This is a genomic window from Pantoea sp. BS_8, assembly GCF_041954965.1.
In the GTDB taxonomy this organism is placed as follows: Bacteria; Pseudomonadota; Gammaproteobacteria; order Enterobacterales; family Enterobacteriaceae; genus Pantoea; species Pantoea stewartii.
The window spans coordinates 66,616-84,860 of the sequence record NZ_JAVAXU010000001.1; the positions used below are offsets into that span (position 1 = coordinate 66,616).

Annotated in this window: 17 protein-coding genes; 9 read left to right on the forward strand and 8 right to left on the reverse strand. The window is 54.2% G+C overall.

What is annotated here, in order from left to right:
* Positions 1-168: 168 nt before the first annotated feature.
* On the reverse strand, positions 169-1,713 hold the full coding sequence (locus RAC65_RS00310; RefSeq protein WP_039340722.1) for a methyl-accepting chemotaxis protein: 1,545 nt from the start codon (positions 1,711-1,713) through the stop codon (positions 169-171).
* Positions 1,714-2,299: 586 nt separating this feature from the next.
* On the opposite strand from RAC65_RS00310, the gene RAC65_RS00315 reads away from it, so the two are divergent.
* On the forward strand, positions 2,300-4,264 hold the full coding sequence (locus RAC65_RS00315) for a methyl-accepting chemotaxis protein (protein WP_058701699.1): 1,965 nt from the start codon (positions 2,300-2,302) through the stop codon (positions 4,262-4,264).
* Positions 4,265-4,561: 297 nt separating this feature from the next.
* Here RAC65_RS00315 and ychF read toward each other — a convergent pair whose 3' ends face one another.
* Positions 4,562-5,653 carry a redox-regulated ATPase YchF gene (ychF, locus tag RAC65_RS00320; RefSeq protein WP_033741049.1) on the reverse strand — a complete coding sequence of 364 codons (1,092 nt, stop codon included), beginning with the start codon at positions 5,651-5,653 and terminating at the stop codon, positions 4,562-4,564.
* A 107-nt stretch (positions 5,654-5,760) separates the two neighbouring features.
* Positions 5,761-6,348, reverse strand: coding sequence for an aminoacyl-tRNA hydrolase (gene pth / locus RAC65_RS00325; RefSeq protein ID WP_033741051.1), 588 nt, complete (start codon positions 6,346-6,348; stop codon positions 5,761-5,763).
* 258 nt (positions 6,349-6,606) lie between these two features.
* Here pth and ychH point away from each other — a divergent pair, with 258 nt between their 5' ends.
* Positions 6,607-6,882, forward strand: a complete 276-nt coding sequence (gene ychH, locus RAC65_RS00330; RefSeq protein ID WP_033741052.1) for a stress-induced protein YchH — start codon at positions 6,607-6,609, stop codon at positions 6,880-6,882.
* On the opposite strand, the gene RAC65_RS00335 is transcribed toward ychH, so the two are convergent.
* From RAC65_RS00335 to lolB, 4 genes are all read right to left on the reverse strand, one after another.
* A complete protein-coding gene (locus tag RAC65_RS00335) occupies positions 6,883-8,031 on the reverse strand; it encodes a GGDEF domain-containing protein (protein ID WP_058701701.1) in 1,149 nt (382 codons plus the stop codon). It abuts the gene before it with no gap.
* Between the two features lie 220 nt (positions 8,032-8,251).
* On the reverse strand, positions 8,252-9,199 hold the full coding sequence (prs, locus tag RAC65_RS00340) for a ribose-phosphate diphosphokinase (RefSeq protein ID WP_006118899.1): 948 nt from the start codon (positions 9,197-9,199) through the stop codon (positions 8,252-8,254).
* A 136-nt stretch (positions 9,200-9,335) separates the two neighbouring features.
* Positions 9,336-10,193 carry a 4-(cytidine 5'-diphospho)-2-C-methyl-D-erythritol kinase gene (ispE, locus tag RAC65_RS00345; RefSeq protein ID WP_324028501.1) on the reverse strand — a complete coding sequence of 286 codons (858 nt, stop codon included), beginning with the start codon at positions 10,191-10,193 and terminating at the stop codon, positions 9,336-9,338.
* Complete coding sequence (gene lolB, locus RAC65_RS00350; RefSeq protein ID WP_006118901.1) at positions 10,190-10,816, reverse strand: lipoprotein insertase outer membrane protein LolB; 627 nt, start codon at positions 10,814-10,816, stop codon at positions 10,190-10,192. Before lolB ends, ispE begins: the two co-directional genes overlap by 4 nt.
* Before the next feature lie 216 nt (positions 10,817-11,032).
* Between lolB and hemA the strand changes: the two genes are divergently transcribed.
* From hemA to kdsA, 6 genes are read left to right on the forward strand one after another with little or no spacing between them, the layout of a single operon-like run.
* Entirely contained in the window at positions 11,033-12,289 is a 1,257-nt protein-coding gene (gene hemA, locus RAC65_RS00355) for a glutamyl-tRNA reductase (RefSeq protein ID WP_033741057.1), read from the forward strand.
* 42 nt (positions 12,290-12,331) lie between these two features.
* On the forward strand, positions 12,332-13,414 hold the full coding sequence (gene prfA, locus RAC65_RS00360; RefSeq protein ID WP_006118903.1) for a peptide chain release factor 1: 1,083 nt from the start codon (positions 12,332-12,334) through the stop codon (positions 13,412-13,414).
* A complete protein-coding gene (gene prmC, locus RAC65_RS00365) occupies positions 13,414-14,256 on the forward strand; it encodes a peptide chain release factor N(5)-glutamine methyltransferase (RefSeq protein ID WP_006118904.1) in 843 nt (280 codons plus the stop codon). Before prfA ends, prmC begins: the two co-directional genes overlap by 1 nt.
* A 30-nt stretch (positions 14,257-14,286) precedes the next feature.
* Positions 14,287-14,685 (forward strand): SirB2 family protein, encoded by a 399-nt coding sequence (locus tag RAC65_RS00370; RefSeq protein ID WP_039340706.1) that lies wholly within the window; start codon positions 14,287-14,289, stop codon positions 14,683-14,685.
* Positions 14,682-15,491 carry an invasion regulator SirB1 gene (gene sirB1, locus RAC65_RS00375; RefSeq protein WP_033741062.1) on the forward strand — a complete coding sequence of 270 codons (810 nt, stop codon included), beginning with the start codon at positions 14,682-14,684 and terminating at the stop codon, positions 15,489-15,491. The genes RAC65_RS00370 and sirB1 overlap by 4 nt, the downstream gene beginning before the upstream one ends.
* 25 nt (positions 15,492-15,516) lie before the next feature.
* A complete protein-coding gene (gene kdsA / locus RAC65_RS00380; RefSeq protein ID WP_006118907.1) occupies positions 15,517-16,371 on the forward strand; it encodes a 3-deoxy-8-phosphooctulonate synthase in 855 nt (284 codons plus the stop codon).
* A 63-nt stretch (positions 16,372-16,434) separates the two neighbouring features.
* Here kdsA and chaA read toward each other — a convergent pair whose 3' ends face one another.
* Positions 16,435-17,526: a sodium-potassium/proton antiporter ChaA gene (gene chaA, locus RAC65_RS00385; protein WP_058701703.1), complete on the reverse strand. Its 1,092-nt coding sequence runs from the start codon at positions 17,524-17,526 to the stop codon at positions 16,435-16,437.
* A 365-nt stretch (positions 17,527-17,891) separates the two neighbouring features.
* Between chaA and chaB the strand changes: the two genes are divergently transcribed.
* Positions 17,892-18,122, forward strand: coding sequence for a putative cation transport regulator ChaB (gene chaB / locus RAC65_RS00390; protein WP_006118909.1), 231 nt, complete (start codon positions 17,892-17,894; stop codon positions 18,120-18,122).
* Positions 18,123-18,245: the final 123 nt, after the last annotated feature.

Here is an 18,245-nt window from a genome sequence, read left to right on the forward strand (position 1 = left end):
TTGCGACGTTTAGGGCAGCCTGAATAAGTCACGATACAAAGCGCCATCCCTTCGCAACACGCGCCGGAATCTGTCGCAGATACCACAGCCTGTGAACCTGCGCCAGGCGGATGTGATTGCCCCTGTACCTTCCTGATGAAGCCTGGAATGCCGGCGTTACCTGAATGTTCAGACGCTAAACGATCCAACAATCTGTCGTAATGTTTGGGCCTGTTCAGACAGCGAACGGGAGGCCATTGACGATTCCTGGACCAGCGCCGCGTTATTCTGTGTGACGCCGTCCATCTGATTCACTGCCACGCTGACTTCTGAAATTCCCTGCAGCTGCTCAGAAGAGGCCCGGGCAATCGAGTCCATCCCTTCAGCCAGGTCGCTGACCATACTCATGACCTTCAGGACGCTCTGCCCGGTTAGCGCGGCAATTTCTACGCCGCTGTCAACGTGTGCGACGGCCTGTTCAATCAGACGCTTGATGTCTTTCGCGGCCGTGGCACTACGCTGGGCAAGTGTCCGCACCTCACCAGCCACGACGGCGAATCCGCGACCATCTTCACCTGCACGCGCGGCTTCCACGGCGGCATTCAACGCCAGGATGTTGGTCTGAAAAGCGATGCTTTCAATCACGGACGTAATATCACGGACCTTGACTGCGCTCTCATGGATGTTGTGCATGGTATCGGTCATGTGGCTGACCTTGGACTTGTCGGCGTTAACGGTCTGTGCTGTTGCCCGGGCAGATTCAGCGGTCTGCTGCGCACCGGCTGTGTTGCTCTTCACCGTGCTGGTGAGCTGCTCCATGCTGGCGGCGGTCTGCTGCAGCGCGGCAGCCTGCTGCTCGGTTCGTGATGAGAGTTCTGTATTTCCCCGGTCGATTTCATCGGCCGCCAGCGCAACGGACGCGGAGGCGTCTTTAATCTGCAACACGATCCCGCGCAGTCTGGCTTGCATCGCGTCGAGAGACGCCATGAGGCTGCGGTCATCATTTTTTCGCAGTTGAACCGTTGAGGTCAGATTCCCTTGTGAAATAGCGTAAGCGAGCCGTTGCGCTGTAACCGGCTCACCGCCGAGTTCACGCATAATCTTGCGAATCAGGTAACTTCCCGTCAGCAAGCCCAAAATGACCGCAATGCCCAGCAGAACCAGCAAAATAATATAGGCCTGCTCCGTTGTCTTACTGTTCTGACTGACGGCATTATCAGAGCGCTGAGTGAGCACTTCGCCCATTGAGGTGAGCCCGTCAATCAGGGGGTTCTGGGCTGGTCTGACGGTATCAAGAAGAAATTTCACTGTTGCTGCGTTATTTTTCCCCAATGCCAGAGGAACAGTATTACTGAAGGAGTCCAGGGCATTTTTTTGACTCTTTTCTATTGCCTCAAACGCTTTTTTTTCCTCGTTACTGCCCGACTGGTCAATCATCTGGCCCAGTTGAGAACTGCTGTCAACAAACCGGGCTTTTAATTTTTCAAGACGAGCGGATTGCTCTTCAAGACCTTTTTCATCTGTAAATAAGGACAGATTCCTTACCGTGATTGCCATATCACGCTGAATAAGTGTCAGGTCTGTGATTAATTTTGTTTTCTTCATATCACCCTGAACAATGGCTTCAAGGGTGTTTTTAGACTGGTATAAAGAATGAATGGCTACCACTATGCACAAGGAGAAAAAAATGATTAACGTGCCAAAACCCAAACCGAGCCGTGTTGCGATCTTCATAAATCTATCCTGATAAAGGGAGAGGGGGACGGTGATCTTTCGGCACAGACAGACCAACCTTTATCGAAACCAGGACAATTAAATGTAAGAAAACACGTCATGGTAATTTCTGTAAAAATTAAATTTTGTCAATGAGTTAAGACGCATTATTCATAGGTTTTTCTTATATCCCTCCCGTCATCAAAGCATCGGTAAATCGCAGTAAAAAAGTCATGTCTTCCCCTCTGTCTTACGGCGTGACGGGTTTTAGCATGACTAAACAGAAGGGCAGATCACTGCGCTGGCCAGGAAGGCGTCCGGGCGGAAAGGGCGCGTCAGTTCTGTGCGCATCTTAATCGCGGGCGGGCATCCCAATGAAAATGCAGAGAACCAGCCTGCCGCAACTGTCGCCCTGTCCAGCGCTGACCCATCAATAACAATAATCGCAGTAATCGTTGAAGCAATTGCCTCCTGTGTCGATAACGCATGCTCAGCTCAATGTTGGGGCTGAGCCTGAAGCGTCAAAGCTGATTATTACTCAGTCATTTGTGTGCTTTTTTACGACACCAGTACGTGCATTCCTTTTAATTACAGTGGAAACAACAATATGTCTGTCATCAAGACAATGACCAGAAGCTTAACCGGTTCACGTTTTGCGGGGGGATCTCAGCCCGCCAACGGGATCTTTAACTGTGAAAGCTTACCCACTTCGCTCTCTGCAGCAGGCCTCAGCAGTCGTGCTGCGGGTATTTTGCTGACGTTTGTGCCGCCAGAGGCCGATTTTCATAAGGTCAGTCAGGCATGGCAACGCTTTACATCAACAGATTTGACCGTCATTACGCTCTCCTCTAACGGAGCGCTCAGCGCCAGCGGCAAGCAAACAACGTACTGCAAAGGCGACGGGCAGGAAGGCAGCTGGCTCTGGTTACCCCGTAACCTGATTGCAGAGCATGAAACACATGTGGTCGATCTGCACCTTCACGATACCCACACGGCGACGGATCGCATTCGTGCCATCCAGGATGAGCTGGCTGCGTTGAGGCTGAGCATGCCGCTCTCTGCTGACCGTACCTTTGCCATGATTTACTGTGACGGGCTGTCTGCATCGGAAGGGTTTTTAATGCAGGCCTGGTATAATACGGGCCGCTTTCCCTGCCTGGCAATCGGCGGATCCGCCGGTGGACGCGTCACCTTTGACGGGACATGGATTGGCGCTGGCGGGCGTGTACTGCAGGGGAAAGCCGTTATTGTTTTCTGCAAAATGGCGGCGGGTAAGTCCTTTTCACCCTTTAAGAGTCAGAACTTCGAGCCACTGAACAAGAGCTGGCTGATTGCCGAGGCGGATCCGGTTAAGCGTACCCTGACTTCCGTGTTCAACCCACAGGGGCAGCAACAGCCCTTCACCCAGGCACTGGCTGAACATCTGGGCTGCAATGAACAGCAGCTGACGGAGCGTCTGAAAGGTTTAACATTTGCGGTGAAGGTAGGTGACGCGTATTTCATTCGTTCTGTAGCGAAGATGGACAGCCACAGTGTACAGTTTTTTTGCGATCTGGAATTTGGCGATCGGCTTTACTTAATGCGTGAAACCGATTTTAAGCAGGCTACGCTGCGGGACTGGCAGGCCTTTACGCAACGTCACGGCAAACCGGCGGCGGTCCTGATGAATGACTGCATACTGCGCCGACAGGGCAATCCCGATAAGCTGCACGATGCACATTTCTTTAAAGGCATCCCGGCGGCCGGGTTCTCCAGCTTTGGTGAAATTCTGGGCGTACCGATCAATCAGACCTTGTCTGCACTGGTATTCTTCAATCATAACGTAAACGCCATGGCGCAATTTCCGGTGGAATATGCCAGCTATGCCGCGCACTATGCGCAGCGCGCGTTACGTCGCTGGGAAGCGCTAAACCGCGTCCAGTCGGGCGTGCTGGCTCGCGTGGTGAATTATCAGCAGGAGTTGGCACCTATCGTTCAGGCGCTGCCGGTACTTGAGGCGGCAACCCAGAGCCAGAGCGAAGCGTTGTCGATGGCCGAAAGCAGCATTCGCGCTATCAGCACTCTCGCCAAAGAAAGCCAGCAGGCACAAGGGCGCCTGGGGGGCGGGCTGGACGATCTGGAAGCGATATCTAACGGCATCAACGTTATTACGCACGGCATCAGCAATATCGCTTTCCAGACCAATATTCTGGCGCTCAATGCCGCTGTCGAGGCTGCACGCGCGGGGGAAGCTGGCAGAGGATTTGCCGTTGTGGCAGGGGAAGTTCGCCGTCTGGCGCAATCCTCGAAAGAGCAGGCTGAAGCGACCGCTAGCAACATTAATGATGCGGTCGACACGATCTCGCGTATCCGCGATGTCGCGACAAACACGGTACAAACCGCGACGGACATGACAGACCGCAGTATCCAGGCTGCCGATGCGATTGCCGCCATGAGCGATCGAAGCCGTCATGAACGGGCAGGGATGGCGAAACAGCTGGATAATCTGCGCACCTTAACGGCAGGTATGGATGCCATGCAGGAAGCGGTCGCCGAGCTGAAAGTGCTGCAGACACTTTCCTCGTCACGGTAAATCACTGCTGGCGCCGCGACGAGGAAGGCCCTGCGCCAGTCTCTGTTAAGCAGGGATAACAACTAAGGTAATAGCAAAGTGAACCCGGGCTTTCTTGTTGTTATTTATCACACCTCGTCAGGTTGCTTATTTGCCACCTTATTTTCAAGACGGAAAATTCAGCATACGTTGCGTTTGATCCTGAATGTCTTAGTGGCTTTTTCAAACCTGTTCTGTGAAGCTTTAAAAAAAAAGCCACGCATTCGCGTGGCTTTCACAACCTTATTCATTCACGTGCAGTTCACTTCACCGTGTGGATTAGACGTTAAACAAGAAATTCATCACATCGCCATCTTTAACGATGTACTCTTTGCCTTCTGAACGCATCTTGCCCGCTTCTTTCGCGCCTTGCTCACCCTTATAGGTAATAAAGTCTTCAAACGCGATCGTTTGTGCGCGAATAAAGCCTTTCTCGAAGTCGGTGTGGATTTTACCGGCGGCCTGTGGGGCGGTGGCGCCAACAGGGATAGTCCATGCGCGTACTTCTTTGACGCCGGCGGTGAAATAGGTCTGCAGATTCAGCAGTGCGTAACCGGCACGAATCACGCGGTTCAGGCCTGGCTCTTCGATGCCCAGCTCGGCCATAAACTCGTCACGATCTTCGTCTTCCAGTTCGGCGATATCAGATTCGACAGAGGCGCAGACTGGCACAACGACAGAACCTTCTTTGGCGGCGATTTCGCGCACTTTATCCAGGTACGGGTTGTTTTCAAAGCCATCTTCATTAACGTTAGCAATGTACATCGTGGGCTTAAGCGTCAGGAAGCTCAGATAGCGCAGGGCGGCTTTGTCTTCATCGGTCAGATCCAGCGCGCGCAGCATGCCCGCGTTTTCCAGATGAGGCAGACATTTCTCCAGCGCCGCCTGTTCCGCTTTCGCGTCTTTATCGCCGCCTTTAGCTTTTTTCTGCACGCGCTGCAGTGCACGTTCACAGGTGTCCAGATCCGCCAGCGCCAGCTCGGTGTTGATGGTTTCGATATCATCAGCCGGATCGACTTTATTATTCACGTGGATAATATTGTCGTTTTCAAAGCAGCGAACCACGTGGCCGATCGCTTCGGTTTCACGGATATTGGTCAGGAACTGGTTGCCCAGGCCTTCACCTTTCGATGCACCTTTTACCAGACCGGCAATATCGACGAATTCCATGGTAGTCGGAACCACGCGCTGTGGCTTGACGATCTCGGACAGCTGATCCAGACGCAGGTCAGGCATAGGCACAACGCCCGTGTTGGGTTCAATGGTGCAGAAGGGGAAGTTCGCCGCTTCAATACCCGCTTTTGTCAGCGCGTTAAACAGAGTGGATTTACCGACATTTGGAAGGCCCACGATACCGCATTTGAATCCCATGGTTTAATACCCTTTATAGCTGGATGGGCAACGCCTGAACGCAGGCGCCGCCGGAAACGTAAGATAATTTTCGCGCATTATACACAGATTCGCGACAATCGGGGCGATTAGACAGGCTTAAAGGCATGCAGGCGGTTCATTGCCTTAATGCGATCTTCCTTCAACCACAGTTCGGTGCAGCGCGCTGCTTCATCAATGGCGTCATCGATCAGCTTTTGCTCGCTGGCGGGCGGTTTGCCTAACACAAATCCGGTCACTTTGTTGCGGTCACCGGGATGGCCGATACCGATGCGCAGACGATGAAAGTTATTATTATTGCCCAGCTTGCTGATGATGTCTTTCAGGCCGTTATGACCGCCGTGACCGCCGCCTTGTTTGAATTTCGCAATGCCCGGTGGCAGATCGAGTTCATCGTGCGCCACTAAAATTTCTTCGGGCGCAATACGGTAGAAGGTCGCCATCGCCGCGACCGCTTTGCCGCTGAGGTTCATAAAGGTGGTGGGCACCAGCAGTCGGACATCTTCGCCCGCCAGCGCCAGTCGCGCCGTATAACCGAAAAATTTGGCTTCTTCTTTTAACGACTGATTGTGCCGCTCAGCCAGCAAATCCAGATACCACGCACCCGCGTTATGGCGCGTGGCGGCATATTCCGCACCGGGATTCGCCAGGCCGACAATCAGTTTAATGCTGCTCACAAGGAATATCCTGCTGTTATCACCAAAGGGCAGTAGTTTACTGTGCCAGGCTGCGGATCACAAAGTGTGAGCCACGAATTATTAGTGTCGGTGATTAATTGTTTTCCATCTAAATCAATAAGCTGTAATTATGCTTTGGTCACACTTATCCTGCTCTGAGTGTGACGAAGTGCACAAATTAGCCTGCTGTCATTGCCTAAACTACTGACAGGTTAACATTGTGTGCGCTCATCGGACCGCACCGTCAGGAGGTGAAAGATGAAACGTCATCACTCACGTATGGCAGGAAATGCCTTAATGGCACTGGGCTTAGTGACCATGGTACTCGGCGTTGGTTTTTCGATTATCAACCAACTTCCCTCTTTAAATCTGCCGCAGATACTGGCGCAGGGCGCGATGTTTGGGATTTTCTTTGGCGCACTGTTATGGCTGGCCGGTGCCTGCATTAGCGGTCGTGAGAAAGTCGAAGATCGCTATTACTGGGAGCGGCATTATGGCGATAAACGCTGCCGCCGCAGCCATCACTCGTCATAATCACGTTCCCGGCAACGTCAGGCAGGATTGGGTTCGGTTTCTGCCTTTGGCTTTTGCCTGATAGAGCGCTTTGTCAGCCAGCGCCATCAGTTCGCCAAAATCAATGTGGCGATTGTCGGCGGTAGAGAAGCCAATGCTGACGGAATAGGGAATCTGCCCCGGTCGGGAAAGGTGGATCGCCTGGCGCACCTGCTCGCACCAGACGTTAGCCTGTGCTGACATCATCGGCAGAAGGGCGGCAAATTCTTCGCCGCCCAGTCGCGCAAAGCGCGCCCCTTCAGGCAGCATGCCGGACACACGGTGACTGAAATCAATCAGAACCTGGTCGCCCTGATGATGCCCGTAGCGGTCATTAATGCCTTTAAAATGGTCCAGATCGAATAACACCACCGTCAGCGCTTTATTCTGCTTCTGACAGGCTTTAATCATCACCTCGGCCCCGGTAAACAGCGCACGACGGTTCCAGATATTGGTCAGAGGATCGTGCAGTGAAGCCGCTTTCAGCGCATTGCGCGTCCGCTCATTGACCATCGCCAGAATCGTCACGGTAAACCCAATGACAAACAGCATGGATTCCATAATCACATAGACGGAGAAATTCGATCCGCTTATCGCGCCCTGAACGCCGACCGGGCGGGAATTATCCAGAAATATGCGAGCCACATGGAATATCAGGTGAATCCAGAGCAGGAGCTGGGCAGGCCAGAACGTTGCATCCATATTGCGCCGCGCCAGCCAGAGAAAATAGATAAGCGCTCCGGTATACCCGATGCAGAGCAGGCAGAGCACCAGTACGCGCAGCGATAAGCTGTAATAAAATCCCGGAATCAGGCAGAGCAGTGACCAGATCAGCGCCCCGACCAGACCACTCATCCCCGGCTGCTTACCGCAAAAGGTGCGAAACGCGCTGAACAATCCCCCGTAAGCCAGCATAAGCAACACGTTGCTCATGGCCACCGGTAAAAACTGATAGCCCTGGCTGCGCAGGCTACTGAGAATAAAGGCGACCAGCGTCAGTAAAATGGCCACGCAAACATAGCCCAGCGTGCGATCGTAATGCGAACCGACCCAGGCAAATGCCAGGATCAGACTCATAAACCCCAGTACGTAGAGTTCGCAAATAAATAACGTATAGACGTCGAGGTTCATAGTGGAAAACGATCGCAATAAAAAGTGCGGGCAAAGTACCACTCAACGCAGAATGGCAAAAGAGCAGATAAGATAATTTCAGCGAAAGAGTTTTTCGTAGTAAGCGTGACAATAACGGCGGTGACTCATAACGAAAATTTCTGTGAATCAAGCAGCTTTGTCGGAAGGGGAGAGGTACAGACAAAAGAAAAGGCCGGACAGCGTGTCCGGCCTGCGAAGATTAGTGTTCGAACATTGCCGAAATGGACTCTTCGTTACTGATGCGGCGAATGGCTTCTGCCAGCATGCCTGACAGCGTCAGGGTACGGACGTTTGGCAGCGACTTCATCTCTTCGGATAACGGAATGGTGTCACACACGATAACCTGATCGATGACAGATTTACGTAAGTTTTCCACCGCGTTACCGGAGAAGATAGGGTGCGTCGCGTATGCGAAGACGCGCTTGGCACCGCGCTCTTTCAGCGCTTCCGCGGCTTTGCACAGTGTGCCGCCGGTGTCGATCATGTCATCGACCAGCACACAGTCACGGCCCGCTACGTCACCAATGATATGCATGACCTGAGAAACGTTCGCACGCGGGCGACGTTTGTCAATGATGGCCATATCGGTGTCGTTCAGCAGTTTCGCAATAGCACGGGCACGAACCACGCCGCCAATGTCAGGCGAAACAACAATCGGGTTTTCCAGGCCAATCTGTAACATATCCTCCAGCAGAATGGGACTGCCGAAGACGTTATCAACCGGGACATCGAAGAAGCCCTGGATCTGCTCAGCGTGCAGGTCAACCGTTAAAACACGGTCAACGCCGACGCTGGAAAGAAAGTCAGCCACGACTTTGGCGGTAATAGGCACACGCGCAGAACGCACGCGGCGGTCCTGACGGGCATAACCAAAGTAGGGGATAACAGCGGTAATACGACCAGCTGAAGCACGACGCAGCGCGTCGACCATCACGACCAGTTCCATCAAATTATCATTGGTGGGAGCACAGGTGGACTGGATGATGAAAATATCACCACCGCGTACATTTTCATTAATTTGTACGCTTACTTCGCCATCACTGAAACGACCGACAGCGGCGTCGCCCAGGCTGGTGTAAAGGCGGTTGGCAATACGTTGTGCTAGTTCCGGGGTGGCGTTACCAGCAAAAAGCTTCATATCAGGCACGAGAAGAACCTCAGGCTTTGCGTCCAGAGAATGAACGTCATGACAGTAACCGGCGAATACTGTCGTGATCGTTCACACGGGTATGTGAGTGCGAAACGTGCTGTATCTGGAACAGGGTGACACAGTCACGCTATCGCTAATCGCCTTGCAGAGTGCGCTGTAACGGCGAGACGTTAACGCCTCGGGCTACAAAACCGCGCACCCATGACGGGGCAAGTTCCAGCACCTGGCGAGCAGCGTACTCGGTGTCAAATTCAGCAAACACACAAGCACCTGTCCCTGTCAGGCGCGACGGCGCGTATTCTAGCAGCCATGAAACAAGCTCATCAACCTCACGAAAACGTTTTCTTACTACTGATTCGCAATCGTTAAGAAAGGGGGCCTGTAAAAGTGCTGATAAAGTGCGCACGGGCGTGTCACGGGGAAGTGCCGGATCGTTAAAGACCACTGGCGTGGCCACGCTGACGCCGGGATGGGCAACAAGATACCATTTTTCGGCAGGCGATGCGGGAGAAAGCACCTCGCCGACCCCTTCGGCGAAGGCGGCGTGCCCTTTTACGAACACCGGGACATCCGCACCCAGTTTCACGCCCATCTGTGCCAGTTCCGTCGGCGTAAAACCGGTTTGCCAGAGATGATTAAGCGCCACCAGAACCGTAGCGGCGTCAGAAGAACCGCCACCCAGTCCACCGCCCATTGGCAAACGCTTTTCAATGGCGATCCGCGCACCCGCCTGCGCCGGCAGCGTTCCCTTCTCGCGGGCAGCCGCCTTAAGCATGTCGGCGGCACGCACGATCAGGTTTTCAGCATCCGGCACGCCGGACACGGGCGTGAGAAGGGTAATGGCATCGCTCTGATCGGGAACAATCTCCAGACTGTCGCCATAATCCAGAAACTGAAACAGGGTTTGCAGGTTATGGTAACCGTCCGCCCGGCGCCCGGTGATGTACAAAAAAAGGTTCAGTTTTGCCGGAGCAGGCCAGGTGGTGATCATTTCAGCGTCCAGCTATCCATACGTAACTTGATGCGCTGATCGCCTTCTTTCAGCTCCAGGCTGGCGGGCAGCGCAGGGGTGACGTTGCTGTCGTAGCCGGCGATGGTCACCTGCCAGGTCTGGCCATCATGCTGATAGTTCAGGCTGCGCAACTGATACTGATCGTTAAGCTGGTAGTCGGTCGCATCGCCCGGCAGGCCCATCATCCACTGACGCAGGTTGGTCAGCGGAATATCCATGCCGGTCAGCTGCGAGATCATCTTCTGCGCATCGTTGCTGACATAGCGTTTGCCCTGGCTATCCACGATCTGCACCACAGAACCCTGCGCATCCAGCTGCAGTTCTGTGCTGCCTAACGGGTTGGTTAACAGCAGACGATAACGGTCAGGTGCGGTCTGCTGCCAGTTGAAGCGGGCATAGACTTTTTGTTTGTCCGACAGATAGGCGAACGCGCCGCGCGTCTGGTACTGCGTCACTTTACTGACCGCTTGCTGATGATGTTGCCATTGGGGCGCAGTGGCGCTCGGGCCGGGACCTTGTGGTTTATTGATGCTACAGGCAGCCAGCAGAACAGCACCGGCCAGGGGTAAAAGGCGCAACAGATTGCGTGGGGAAGTAAGCATCAAGTGGTCATCTCCTCGGACTCATTTTTCATTGGTAACAGGTAACGCTAACCATCCGCATTTTAACCGTCAATGCTGTTATACGGCAAAATCGCTATGATCGGCTTAATCTTATTACAGTCATAGCCTTTGTATGGCTTTTCTTGATCTGCTGCATCTTGTAGAATGCGCTTCACAAAACCCTGACATTATTGGGACAACCCAACCTAAATCGCCATGACGCTGCTCGCTCTCGGAATCAATCACAAAACTGCACCCATTGCTCTGCGCGAACGCGTTGCGTTCGGGCCGGAGTCGCTGGAACAGGCCTTAGACAGCCTGTTATCCCAGCCCATGGTGCAGAGTGGCGTCGTGCTCTCCACCTGTAACCGAACCGAACTCTACCTGAGTGTAGAGCAACAGGTCGATCTGCAGGAACGTCTGGTGCGCTGGCTGTGTGACTATCACCAGCTTGATGAAGAGGATGTACGTAACAGCCTCTACTGGCATCAGGACAATGAGGCCGTCAGTCATCTTATGCGCGTCGCCAGCGGGCTGGATTCGCTGGTGCTGGGCGAGCCGCAGATTTTAGGTCAGGTGAAAAAAGCCTTTGCTGATTCGCAGCGCGGTCATGCACTGAGCAGTGAACTGGAACGTATGTTCCAGAAAACCTTCTCGGTTGCCAAGCGCGTGCGTACGGAAACGGAGATCGGCGCGAACGCCGTTTCCGTTGCCTTTGCCGCCTGTACGCTGGCGCGGCAGATCTTTGAGTCCCTCTCCACCGTCAACGTGTTACTGGTTGGCGCGGGGGAAACCATCGAGCTGGTGGCGCGTCATCTGAGCGAACATCAGGTCAAAAAACTGATTATTGCCAACCGTACCCGCGAACGCGCGGACGCGCTGGCGAAAGAAGTGGGCGCGGAAGTGATTGGCCTTGCGGACATCGACGCGCGCCTGGCCGATGCCGACATCGTCATTACTTCCACCTCCAGTCCCTTGCCCATCATTGGTAAAGGCATGATGGAACGGGCGCTCAAAGCGCGCCGTAACCAGCCAATGCTGCTGGTGGATATTGCGGTGCCGCGCGACGTAGAGCCGGAAGTGGGCAAGTTAGCGAATGCCTATCTCTACAGCGTTGACGATCTGCAGGCCATCATTGAGCAGAACCTTGCCCAGCGCAAAGCCGCTGCGGTGCAGGCCGAAAGTATCGTGGTGCAGGAATGCAGCGATTTCATGGCCTGGCTGCGTTCCCAGGGCGCGGTCAACTCTATTCGTGAATACCGTGCTCAGGCGGATGATATCCGCGCTGAACTGGAAGGCCGTGCGCTGCAGGCGCTGCAGCAGGGTGCCGATCCGCAAAAAGTGATGCAGGAACTGGCCCACAAGCTGACCAACCGTTTGATTCATGCACCGACCAAATCTCTTCAGCAGGCCGCGCGCGACGGCGACAGCGAACGCCTGCAGATTTTACGCGACAGCCTGGGTCTCGATTAGGCACACTGCTGTCGTCTTCTGTTACGGGAATCCCACAGTTAAATGAAAACCTCTATTGTTGCGAAACTGGAAGCGCTGCAGGAGCGCCACGAAGAAGTGGAAGCGATGCTGGGCGATGCAGGCGTCATTGCCGATCAGGAACGCTTTCGTGCTTTGTCGCGTGAATATGCTCAGTTGACCGATGTCACGCGCTGCTTCCGCGACTGGCAGCAGAACCAGGATGATATCGAGACGGCTAAAATGTTACTCGACGATCCTGAAATGCGCGATATGGCGCAGGAAGAGCTGCAGGCGGCACGTGAGAAAACCGACGCGCTGGAGCAACAGTTGCAGCTGTTACTGCTGCCGAAAGATCCGGACGATGAGCGCGACTGTTTTGTCGAAGTCCGTGCCGGTACCGGCGGCGACGAAGCGGCCATTTTTGCAGGTGACCTGTTCCGTATGTACAGCCGTTACGCCGAGTCACGTCGCTGGCGGGTGGAAATCGTCAGCGCTAACGACGGTGAGCACGGGGGCTATAAAGAGGTGATTGCCCGTATTATGGGTGACGGTGCCTATGGCCGACTGAAATTTGAATCCGGCGGCCATCGCGTACAACGCGTACCCGAGACGGAATCCCAGGGCCGTATTCATACCTCTGCCTGTACGGTGGCGGTGATGCCTGAACTGCCGGAAGCGGAGCTGCCCGAGATCAACCCGTCAGATTTAAAAATCGATACTTTCCGCTCCTCCGGTGCCGGTGGGCAGCACGTTAACACCACCGACTCCGCGATCCGTATTACCCACTTGCCGACCGGTATTGTGGTGGAATGTCAGGATGAACGCTCTCAGCACAAGAACAAGGCAAAAGCCTTATCGGTGTTGGGCGCGCGTATCCATGCGGCCGAAATGGCAAAACGTCACGAAGCTGAAGCCAGCACCCGCCGTAACCTGCTGGGCAGCGGTGACCGTTCCGATCGTATCCGCACCTATAACTTCCCGCAGGGCCGTGTGACCGACCACCGCATCAACCTGACGCTCTATCGTCTGGATGAAACCATGGAAGGTAAACTGGACAGCCTGATCGAACCCATCGTTCAGGAATACCAGGCTGACCAACTGGCGGCGCTGGCCGGTCAGGATTAATGGATATTCGCCACTGGCTCAAACAGGCGGTTGCCACGCTGTGTGGGGGCGACAGCCCGAAGCGTGATGCGGAAATCCTGCTGGGTTATGTCACAGGCAAACCCCGCAGCTGGCTGGTGGCTTTTGATGAAACCCTGCTCAGTGACGCGCAGTTACAACAGTTGACGGCGTTGCTGGCACGGCGCGCACGGGGGGAACCGATTGCCCATTTAGTTGGCGAGCGCGAATTTTGGTCGCTCCCGCTGAGGGTTAGCGACGCCACACTTATCCCGCGGCCGGATACCGAGATCCTGGTTGAACAGGCGCTGGCCCGATTGCCTGCCGCACCTGCGCGCGTGCTGGATCTCGGCACGGGCACCGGTGCCATTGCCCTGGCGATTGCCAGCGAACGGCCCGATTGCACCGTGATCGGCGTTGATCGTGTCCCTGCTGCCGTTGCGCTGGCGCAGGATAACGCTGCGCATCTGGCGATAGCTAACGCGACGTTTGTGCACAGCCACTGGTTTGCACAGCTCACCCCGACCCGATTTGATCTTATCGTGAGTAATCCGCCTTACATTGATGCCAGCGATCACCATCTGGAGGAGGGCGATGTGCGTTTTGAACCGCGCAGCGCACTGGTGGCAGATGAGGCGGGCATGGCCGATCTCCGGTGGCTGATCGCACAGTCACCCGCCTGGTTACAGCCGGGTGGCTGGCTGCTCCTGGAACATGGCTGGCAGCAGGATGAGGCGGTGCGTCAACTGATGTGCCAGCACCACTATCAGGCAGTGGACACGGTGAAGGATTACGGTGGCAATCCCCGGGTCACATTTGGGCAGACCGCGCCGATACCGGTATAGTGCCGCAACGTAAAATCACAGGGATGAATGATGTTTACTTATTACCCACTGCTAAAAAACCTGCATCTGCTGACCGTGGCGATCACGGTTTCGCTGTTTCTGCTGCGCTTCTACTGGCAGCGCGTTGGCGCAGCCATACTGCAACGCCGCTGGGTCCGTATTCTTCCACATGTCAACGACACGTTGCTGCTGCTGAGCGGCGCAGCGCTGGTAATGCTGACCCACTTCTATCCGTTTTCACCTCAGGGAAGCTGGCTGACGGAGAAGCTGTTAGGCGTTATTATCTATATTGCCCTTGGGTCCGTGGCGCTGAGCCGCCGCCCTCGTTCTGATCGCACCCGCTGGATGGCCTTTGTGGTCGCCTTAATCGCGCTGGTGACGATCATTAAGCTGGCACTGAGTAAAATGCCGTTATTGGGGATAGTATGAGCTCCACCGAACAACTCGATTACAGTGAAACACCGCTCTGTGAGGCGGTGATGGGTGCAACCAAAGCCATTCGCACCGATTTTCCGACCCTGTCGGTCGAACAACAGTTAGCGGCGTTAGTGGCTGAAGCCCGGGATTACGTCAGCGACCAACAGGATGCGGATTTAAAGCTCGAAAAGCTGCTGGAGCTGTTTTACAAGCAGTGGAAATTTGGCGGTGCCAGCGGCGTGTATAATCTGTCTGATGCACTCTGGCTGGATAAAGTGCTGAAAACCCGTCAGGGAACCGCCGTGTCACTGGGCGTGATTCTGCTGCATATTGCGGCGGAACTGGAACTGCCCCTGATGCCGGTGATTTTCCCGACGCAGTTGATTCTGCGCGCCGACTGGCTGGATGGCGACAAGTGGCTGATTAATCCCTTCAACGGGGAAACCCTGGATACGCACACGCTCGAAGTATGGCTGAAAGGCAATATCAGCCCGCTGGCGCGTCTGTATGATGACGATCTCGACGAAGCCAAAACCGTCAGCGTAATGCGCAAAATGCTGGATACGCTGAAAGCGGCGCTGATGGAAGAGAAGCAGATGGAGCTGGCCCTGAACGTCAGCCAGGTGTTGTTGCGCATTGACCCGGACGATCCCTATGAAATTCGCGATCGGGGATTAATCTATGCACAGCTTGAGTGCGATCATATCGCGTTAACGGACTTAACCTACTTCGTTGAACAGTGTCCTGAGGATCCGGTCAGCGAAATGATTAAAGTCCAGATTCACGCAATCGAACAAAAACGCGTGACGCTGCATTAAGCGTCACCCCAGATAAGGAAAGGGCATGACACAGAAAGTTGTCAGTATTGGTGATATCAGGGTCGCAAACGATCTGCCATTTGTTCTCTTCGGCGGCATGAACGTGCTGGAATCCTACGACCTCGCGATGCGCATCTGCGAGCACTATGTAAACGTGACCGACAAACTCGGCATTCCTTACGTTTTCAAAGCGTCTTTTGACAAAGCCAACCGCTCCTCCATCCACTCTTACCGTGGCCCCGGCCTGGAAGAGGGCATGAAGATTTTCCAGGCGCTGAAGCAGGCCTTTGGCGTGAAAATCATCACCGATGTGCACGAAGCGGCGCAGGCTCAGCCTGTGGCGGATGTTGTTGACGTGATTCAGCTGCCGGCCTTCCTGGCGCGTCAGACCGATCTGGTTGAGGCGATGGCGAAAACGGGCGCGGTGATTAACGTCAAGAAGCCCCAGTTTGTCAGCCCCGGTCAGATGGGCAACATCGTGGACAAGTTTGCCGAAGGCGGAAACGACAAGGTTATTCTTTGCGACCGCGGCAGTAACTTTGGCTACGATAACCTGGTAGTGGATATGCTGGGTTTCAACGTCATGAAAAAGGTGACGAATAACTCGCCGGTGATTTTCGACGTGACGCACGCGCTGCAAACCCGCGATCCGTTCGGTGCAGCCTCAGGCGGACGCCGTGCTCAGGTGGCCGAACTGGCGCGTGCCGGTATGGCGGTGGGCATTGCGGGCCTGTTTATTGAAGCCCATCCGGAGCCGGACAACGCCAAATGCGACGGTCCGTCGGCGTTACCGCTGGATAAACTGGAACCGTTCCTGGTGCAGATGAAGGCGATTGACGATCTGGTGAAAAGCTTCCCGGCACTGGACACCAGCAAATAAGCCGCAGTGCAGACGAAAAAAGAGCGAATTCTCGCTCTTTTTTTTCGTCTCAGGTTTGTGAGATTAGAGCATGATGGTCATCAGATAGCCGACAAATAAGGCCAGGTGCGCGGCACCATTCAGCACATTCGTTCTGCCGGTTGAGAAGCTAATCTGACACAGGATCAGAGAGGCAATCATAATGACCATCTGCGGCGGTTCCAGGCCGAATATCAATTCCTGGCCTGTCAGCGTCGCAATAATAGATACCGCCGGTACGGTCAGCGAAATCGTGGCCAGCACTGAGCCAAAGAACAGGTTCATCGCGCGCTGTACCTGGTTCATCAGGACGGCCCGGATGGCACCCAGACCTTCCGGTGAGAGGATCAGTAACGCCACCAGGAAGCCGGTGAACTGCTTCGGTGCGTTGAGGTCGGTCAGCAGATGCTCCAGCGGGTTAGCATTCATCTTGGTGACGGCAATCACCGCAATCAGATGCACGATCAGCCAGATGGCGTGCCAGAGGCTACTGTGCGCAGAAGGTTTACCGTGGTGAGGATCGCCATCATCACTGTCATCTTCGTGCTCATAGACAAACAGGCTCTGGTGCGTTTTGGTCTGAATCAACAGGAAAACGCCATACATCGCGGCAGAAATAGCGGCAATCAGTAAACTTTGCGCAGCGGTGAAATTTCCGCCCGGCAAGGCATTCGGAAACACCAGCACCAGGATGGCTAACGGAAAAATAGCGATCAGGTATTGCTTTACCCCGGCCAGATTCACGTATTGCGTCGCAAACTTTCTGCCGCCCAGCAGTAAGGCAAAGCCCACCAGCCCGCCGGTCACGATCATAATGATCGAGTAGAGCGTATCGCGCATCAGCGCAGGTGCCGCATCGCCGGTGGCCATCAGTGCCGAAATCAGGCTGACTTCCAGAATCACGACAGACAGGCTGAGGATCAGGGAACCATAGGGTTCGCCCAGGCGGTGAGCCAGCACATCCGCATGACGCACCACGCTGAACGCGCTGCTGAGAATAGCAACCAGCGCCAGTAAATTAATGCCGACGACGAGCAGGAGTGAGGTTTGTGCACCAAAAAAATAGAGTACACCCAGGGCAATAAGGGGAAGTATCAGTGAAAACTCTTTGTGACGTGTTTTTTCATGTAAAGGCATTCACTCTCCTCGCTGCTGAATAAAAGGGGCAATTCATTTACCCACCCTGACAGTGAAATATATAAGTCAGGCAGTGTAACTTTTCAATCGAACAGCAGGTGAAAATTTACCGCTTTTTACTTTCACACACATTCAGCCTGAAAAGGGGTTTATAAAAATTTATTCCCGCTTTTGTCAGATAAATCAGTCATCAAGTAAATCCTCTTTCGCGATAATCTTCCGCATTATTGCAAAATACATCCCAATAAGGTGATCGTTAATGCCGGAACAGAGAAATAACAAGCGGAGAGGCGCAGAAACCACAGTTTGCATTTTGGCTTATCTGCGCCAGACTTATAAACCATCATGTTAGAGGAGGATAAACGATGCCTTATGCTAAGCGAAGCGACCTGCCAGAAAGCGTTAAGCACGTCCTGCCAGCGCATGCCCAGGATATCTATCAACAGGCCTTTAACAATGCCTGGTCACAATATAAGGATCCCGATGACCGGCGAGGCAATGAATCACGCGAGGAAGTGGCCCACAAAGTGGCCTGGTCAGCGGTGAAACATGACTATGAAAAAGGGGATGACGATAAATGGCATCCCAAAAAATAGTGTGTTGCGTTGTGGGCCTGAACAGCAGGCCCGTTTATATGTCCCGTCCCGCCAGCATCATGTCCGTTCTCACGCGCATTTCTTCCCTCTGATCGCCCACGTTTCAGGCTTCTTTTCGCGCCC

What these genes read in the sequence shown, in the direction of transcription:
- RAC65_RS00310 (WP_039340722.1), bottom strand. Translation starts at nt 1,713, where the DNA reads ATGAAGATCGCAACACGGCTCGGTTTGGGTTTTGGCACGTTAATCATT.
- RAC65_RS00315 (WP_058701699.1), top strand. Translation starts at nt 2,300, where the DNA reads ATGTCTGTCATCAAGACAATGACCAGAAGCTTAACCGGTTCACGTTTT.
- ychF (WP_033741049.1), bottom strand. Translation starts at nt 5,653, where the DNA reads ATGGGATTCAAATGCGGTATCGTGGGCCTTCCAAATGTCGGTAAATCC.
- ychH (WP_033741052.1), top strand. Translation starts at nt 6,607, where the DNA reads ATGAAACGTCATCACTCACGTATGGCAGGAAATGCCTTAATGGCACTG.
- RAC65_RS00335 (WP_058701701.1), bottom strand. Translation starts at nt 8,031, where the DNA reads ATGAACCTCGACGTCTATACGTTATTTATTTGCGAACTCTACGTACTG.
- ispE (WP_324028501.1), bottom strand. Translation starts at nt 10,193, where the DNA reads ATGATCACCACCTGGCCTGCTCCGGCAAAACTGAACCTTTTTTTGTAC.
- lolB (WP_006118901.1), bottom strand. Translation starts at nt 10,816, where the DNA reads ATGCTTACTTCCCCACGCAATCTGTTGCGCCTTTTACCCCTGGCCGGT.
- hemA (WP_033741057.1), top strand. Translation starts at nt 11,033, where the DNA reads ATGACGCTGCTCGCTCTCGGAATCAATCACAAAACTGCACCCATTGCT.
- prfA (WP_006118903.1), top strand. Translation starts at nt 12,332, where the DNA reads ATGAAAACCTCTATTGTTGCGAAACTGGAAGCGCTGCAGGAGCGCCAC.
- prmC (WP_006118904.1), top strand. Translation starts at nt 13,414, where the DNA reads ATGGATATTCGCCACTGGCTCAAACAGGCGGTTGCCACGCTGTGTGGG.
- RAC65_RS00370 (WP_039340706.1), top strand. Translation starts at nt 14,287, where the DNA reads ATGTTTACTTATTACCCACTGCTAAAAAACCTGCATCTGCTGACCGTG.
- sirB1 (WP_033741062.1), top strand. Translation starts at nt 14,682, where the DNA reads ATGAGCTCCACCGAACAACTCGATTACAGTGAAACACCGCTCTGTGAG.
- kdsA (WP_006118907.1), top strand. Translation starts at nt 15,517, where the DNA reads ATGACACAGAAAGTTGTCAGTATTGGTGATATCAGGGTCGCAAACGAT.
- chaA (WP_058701703.1), bottom strand. Translation starts at nt 17,526, where the DNA reads ATGCCTTTACATGAAAAAACACGTCACAAAGAGTTTTCACTGATACTT.
- chaB (WP_006118909.1), top strand. Translation starts at nt 17,892, where the DNA reads ATGCCTTATGCTAAGCGAAGCGACCTGCCAGAAAGCGTTAAGCACGTC.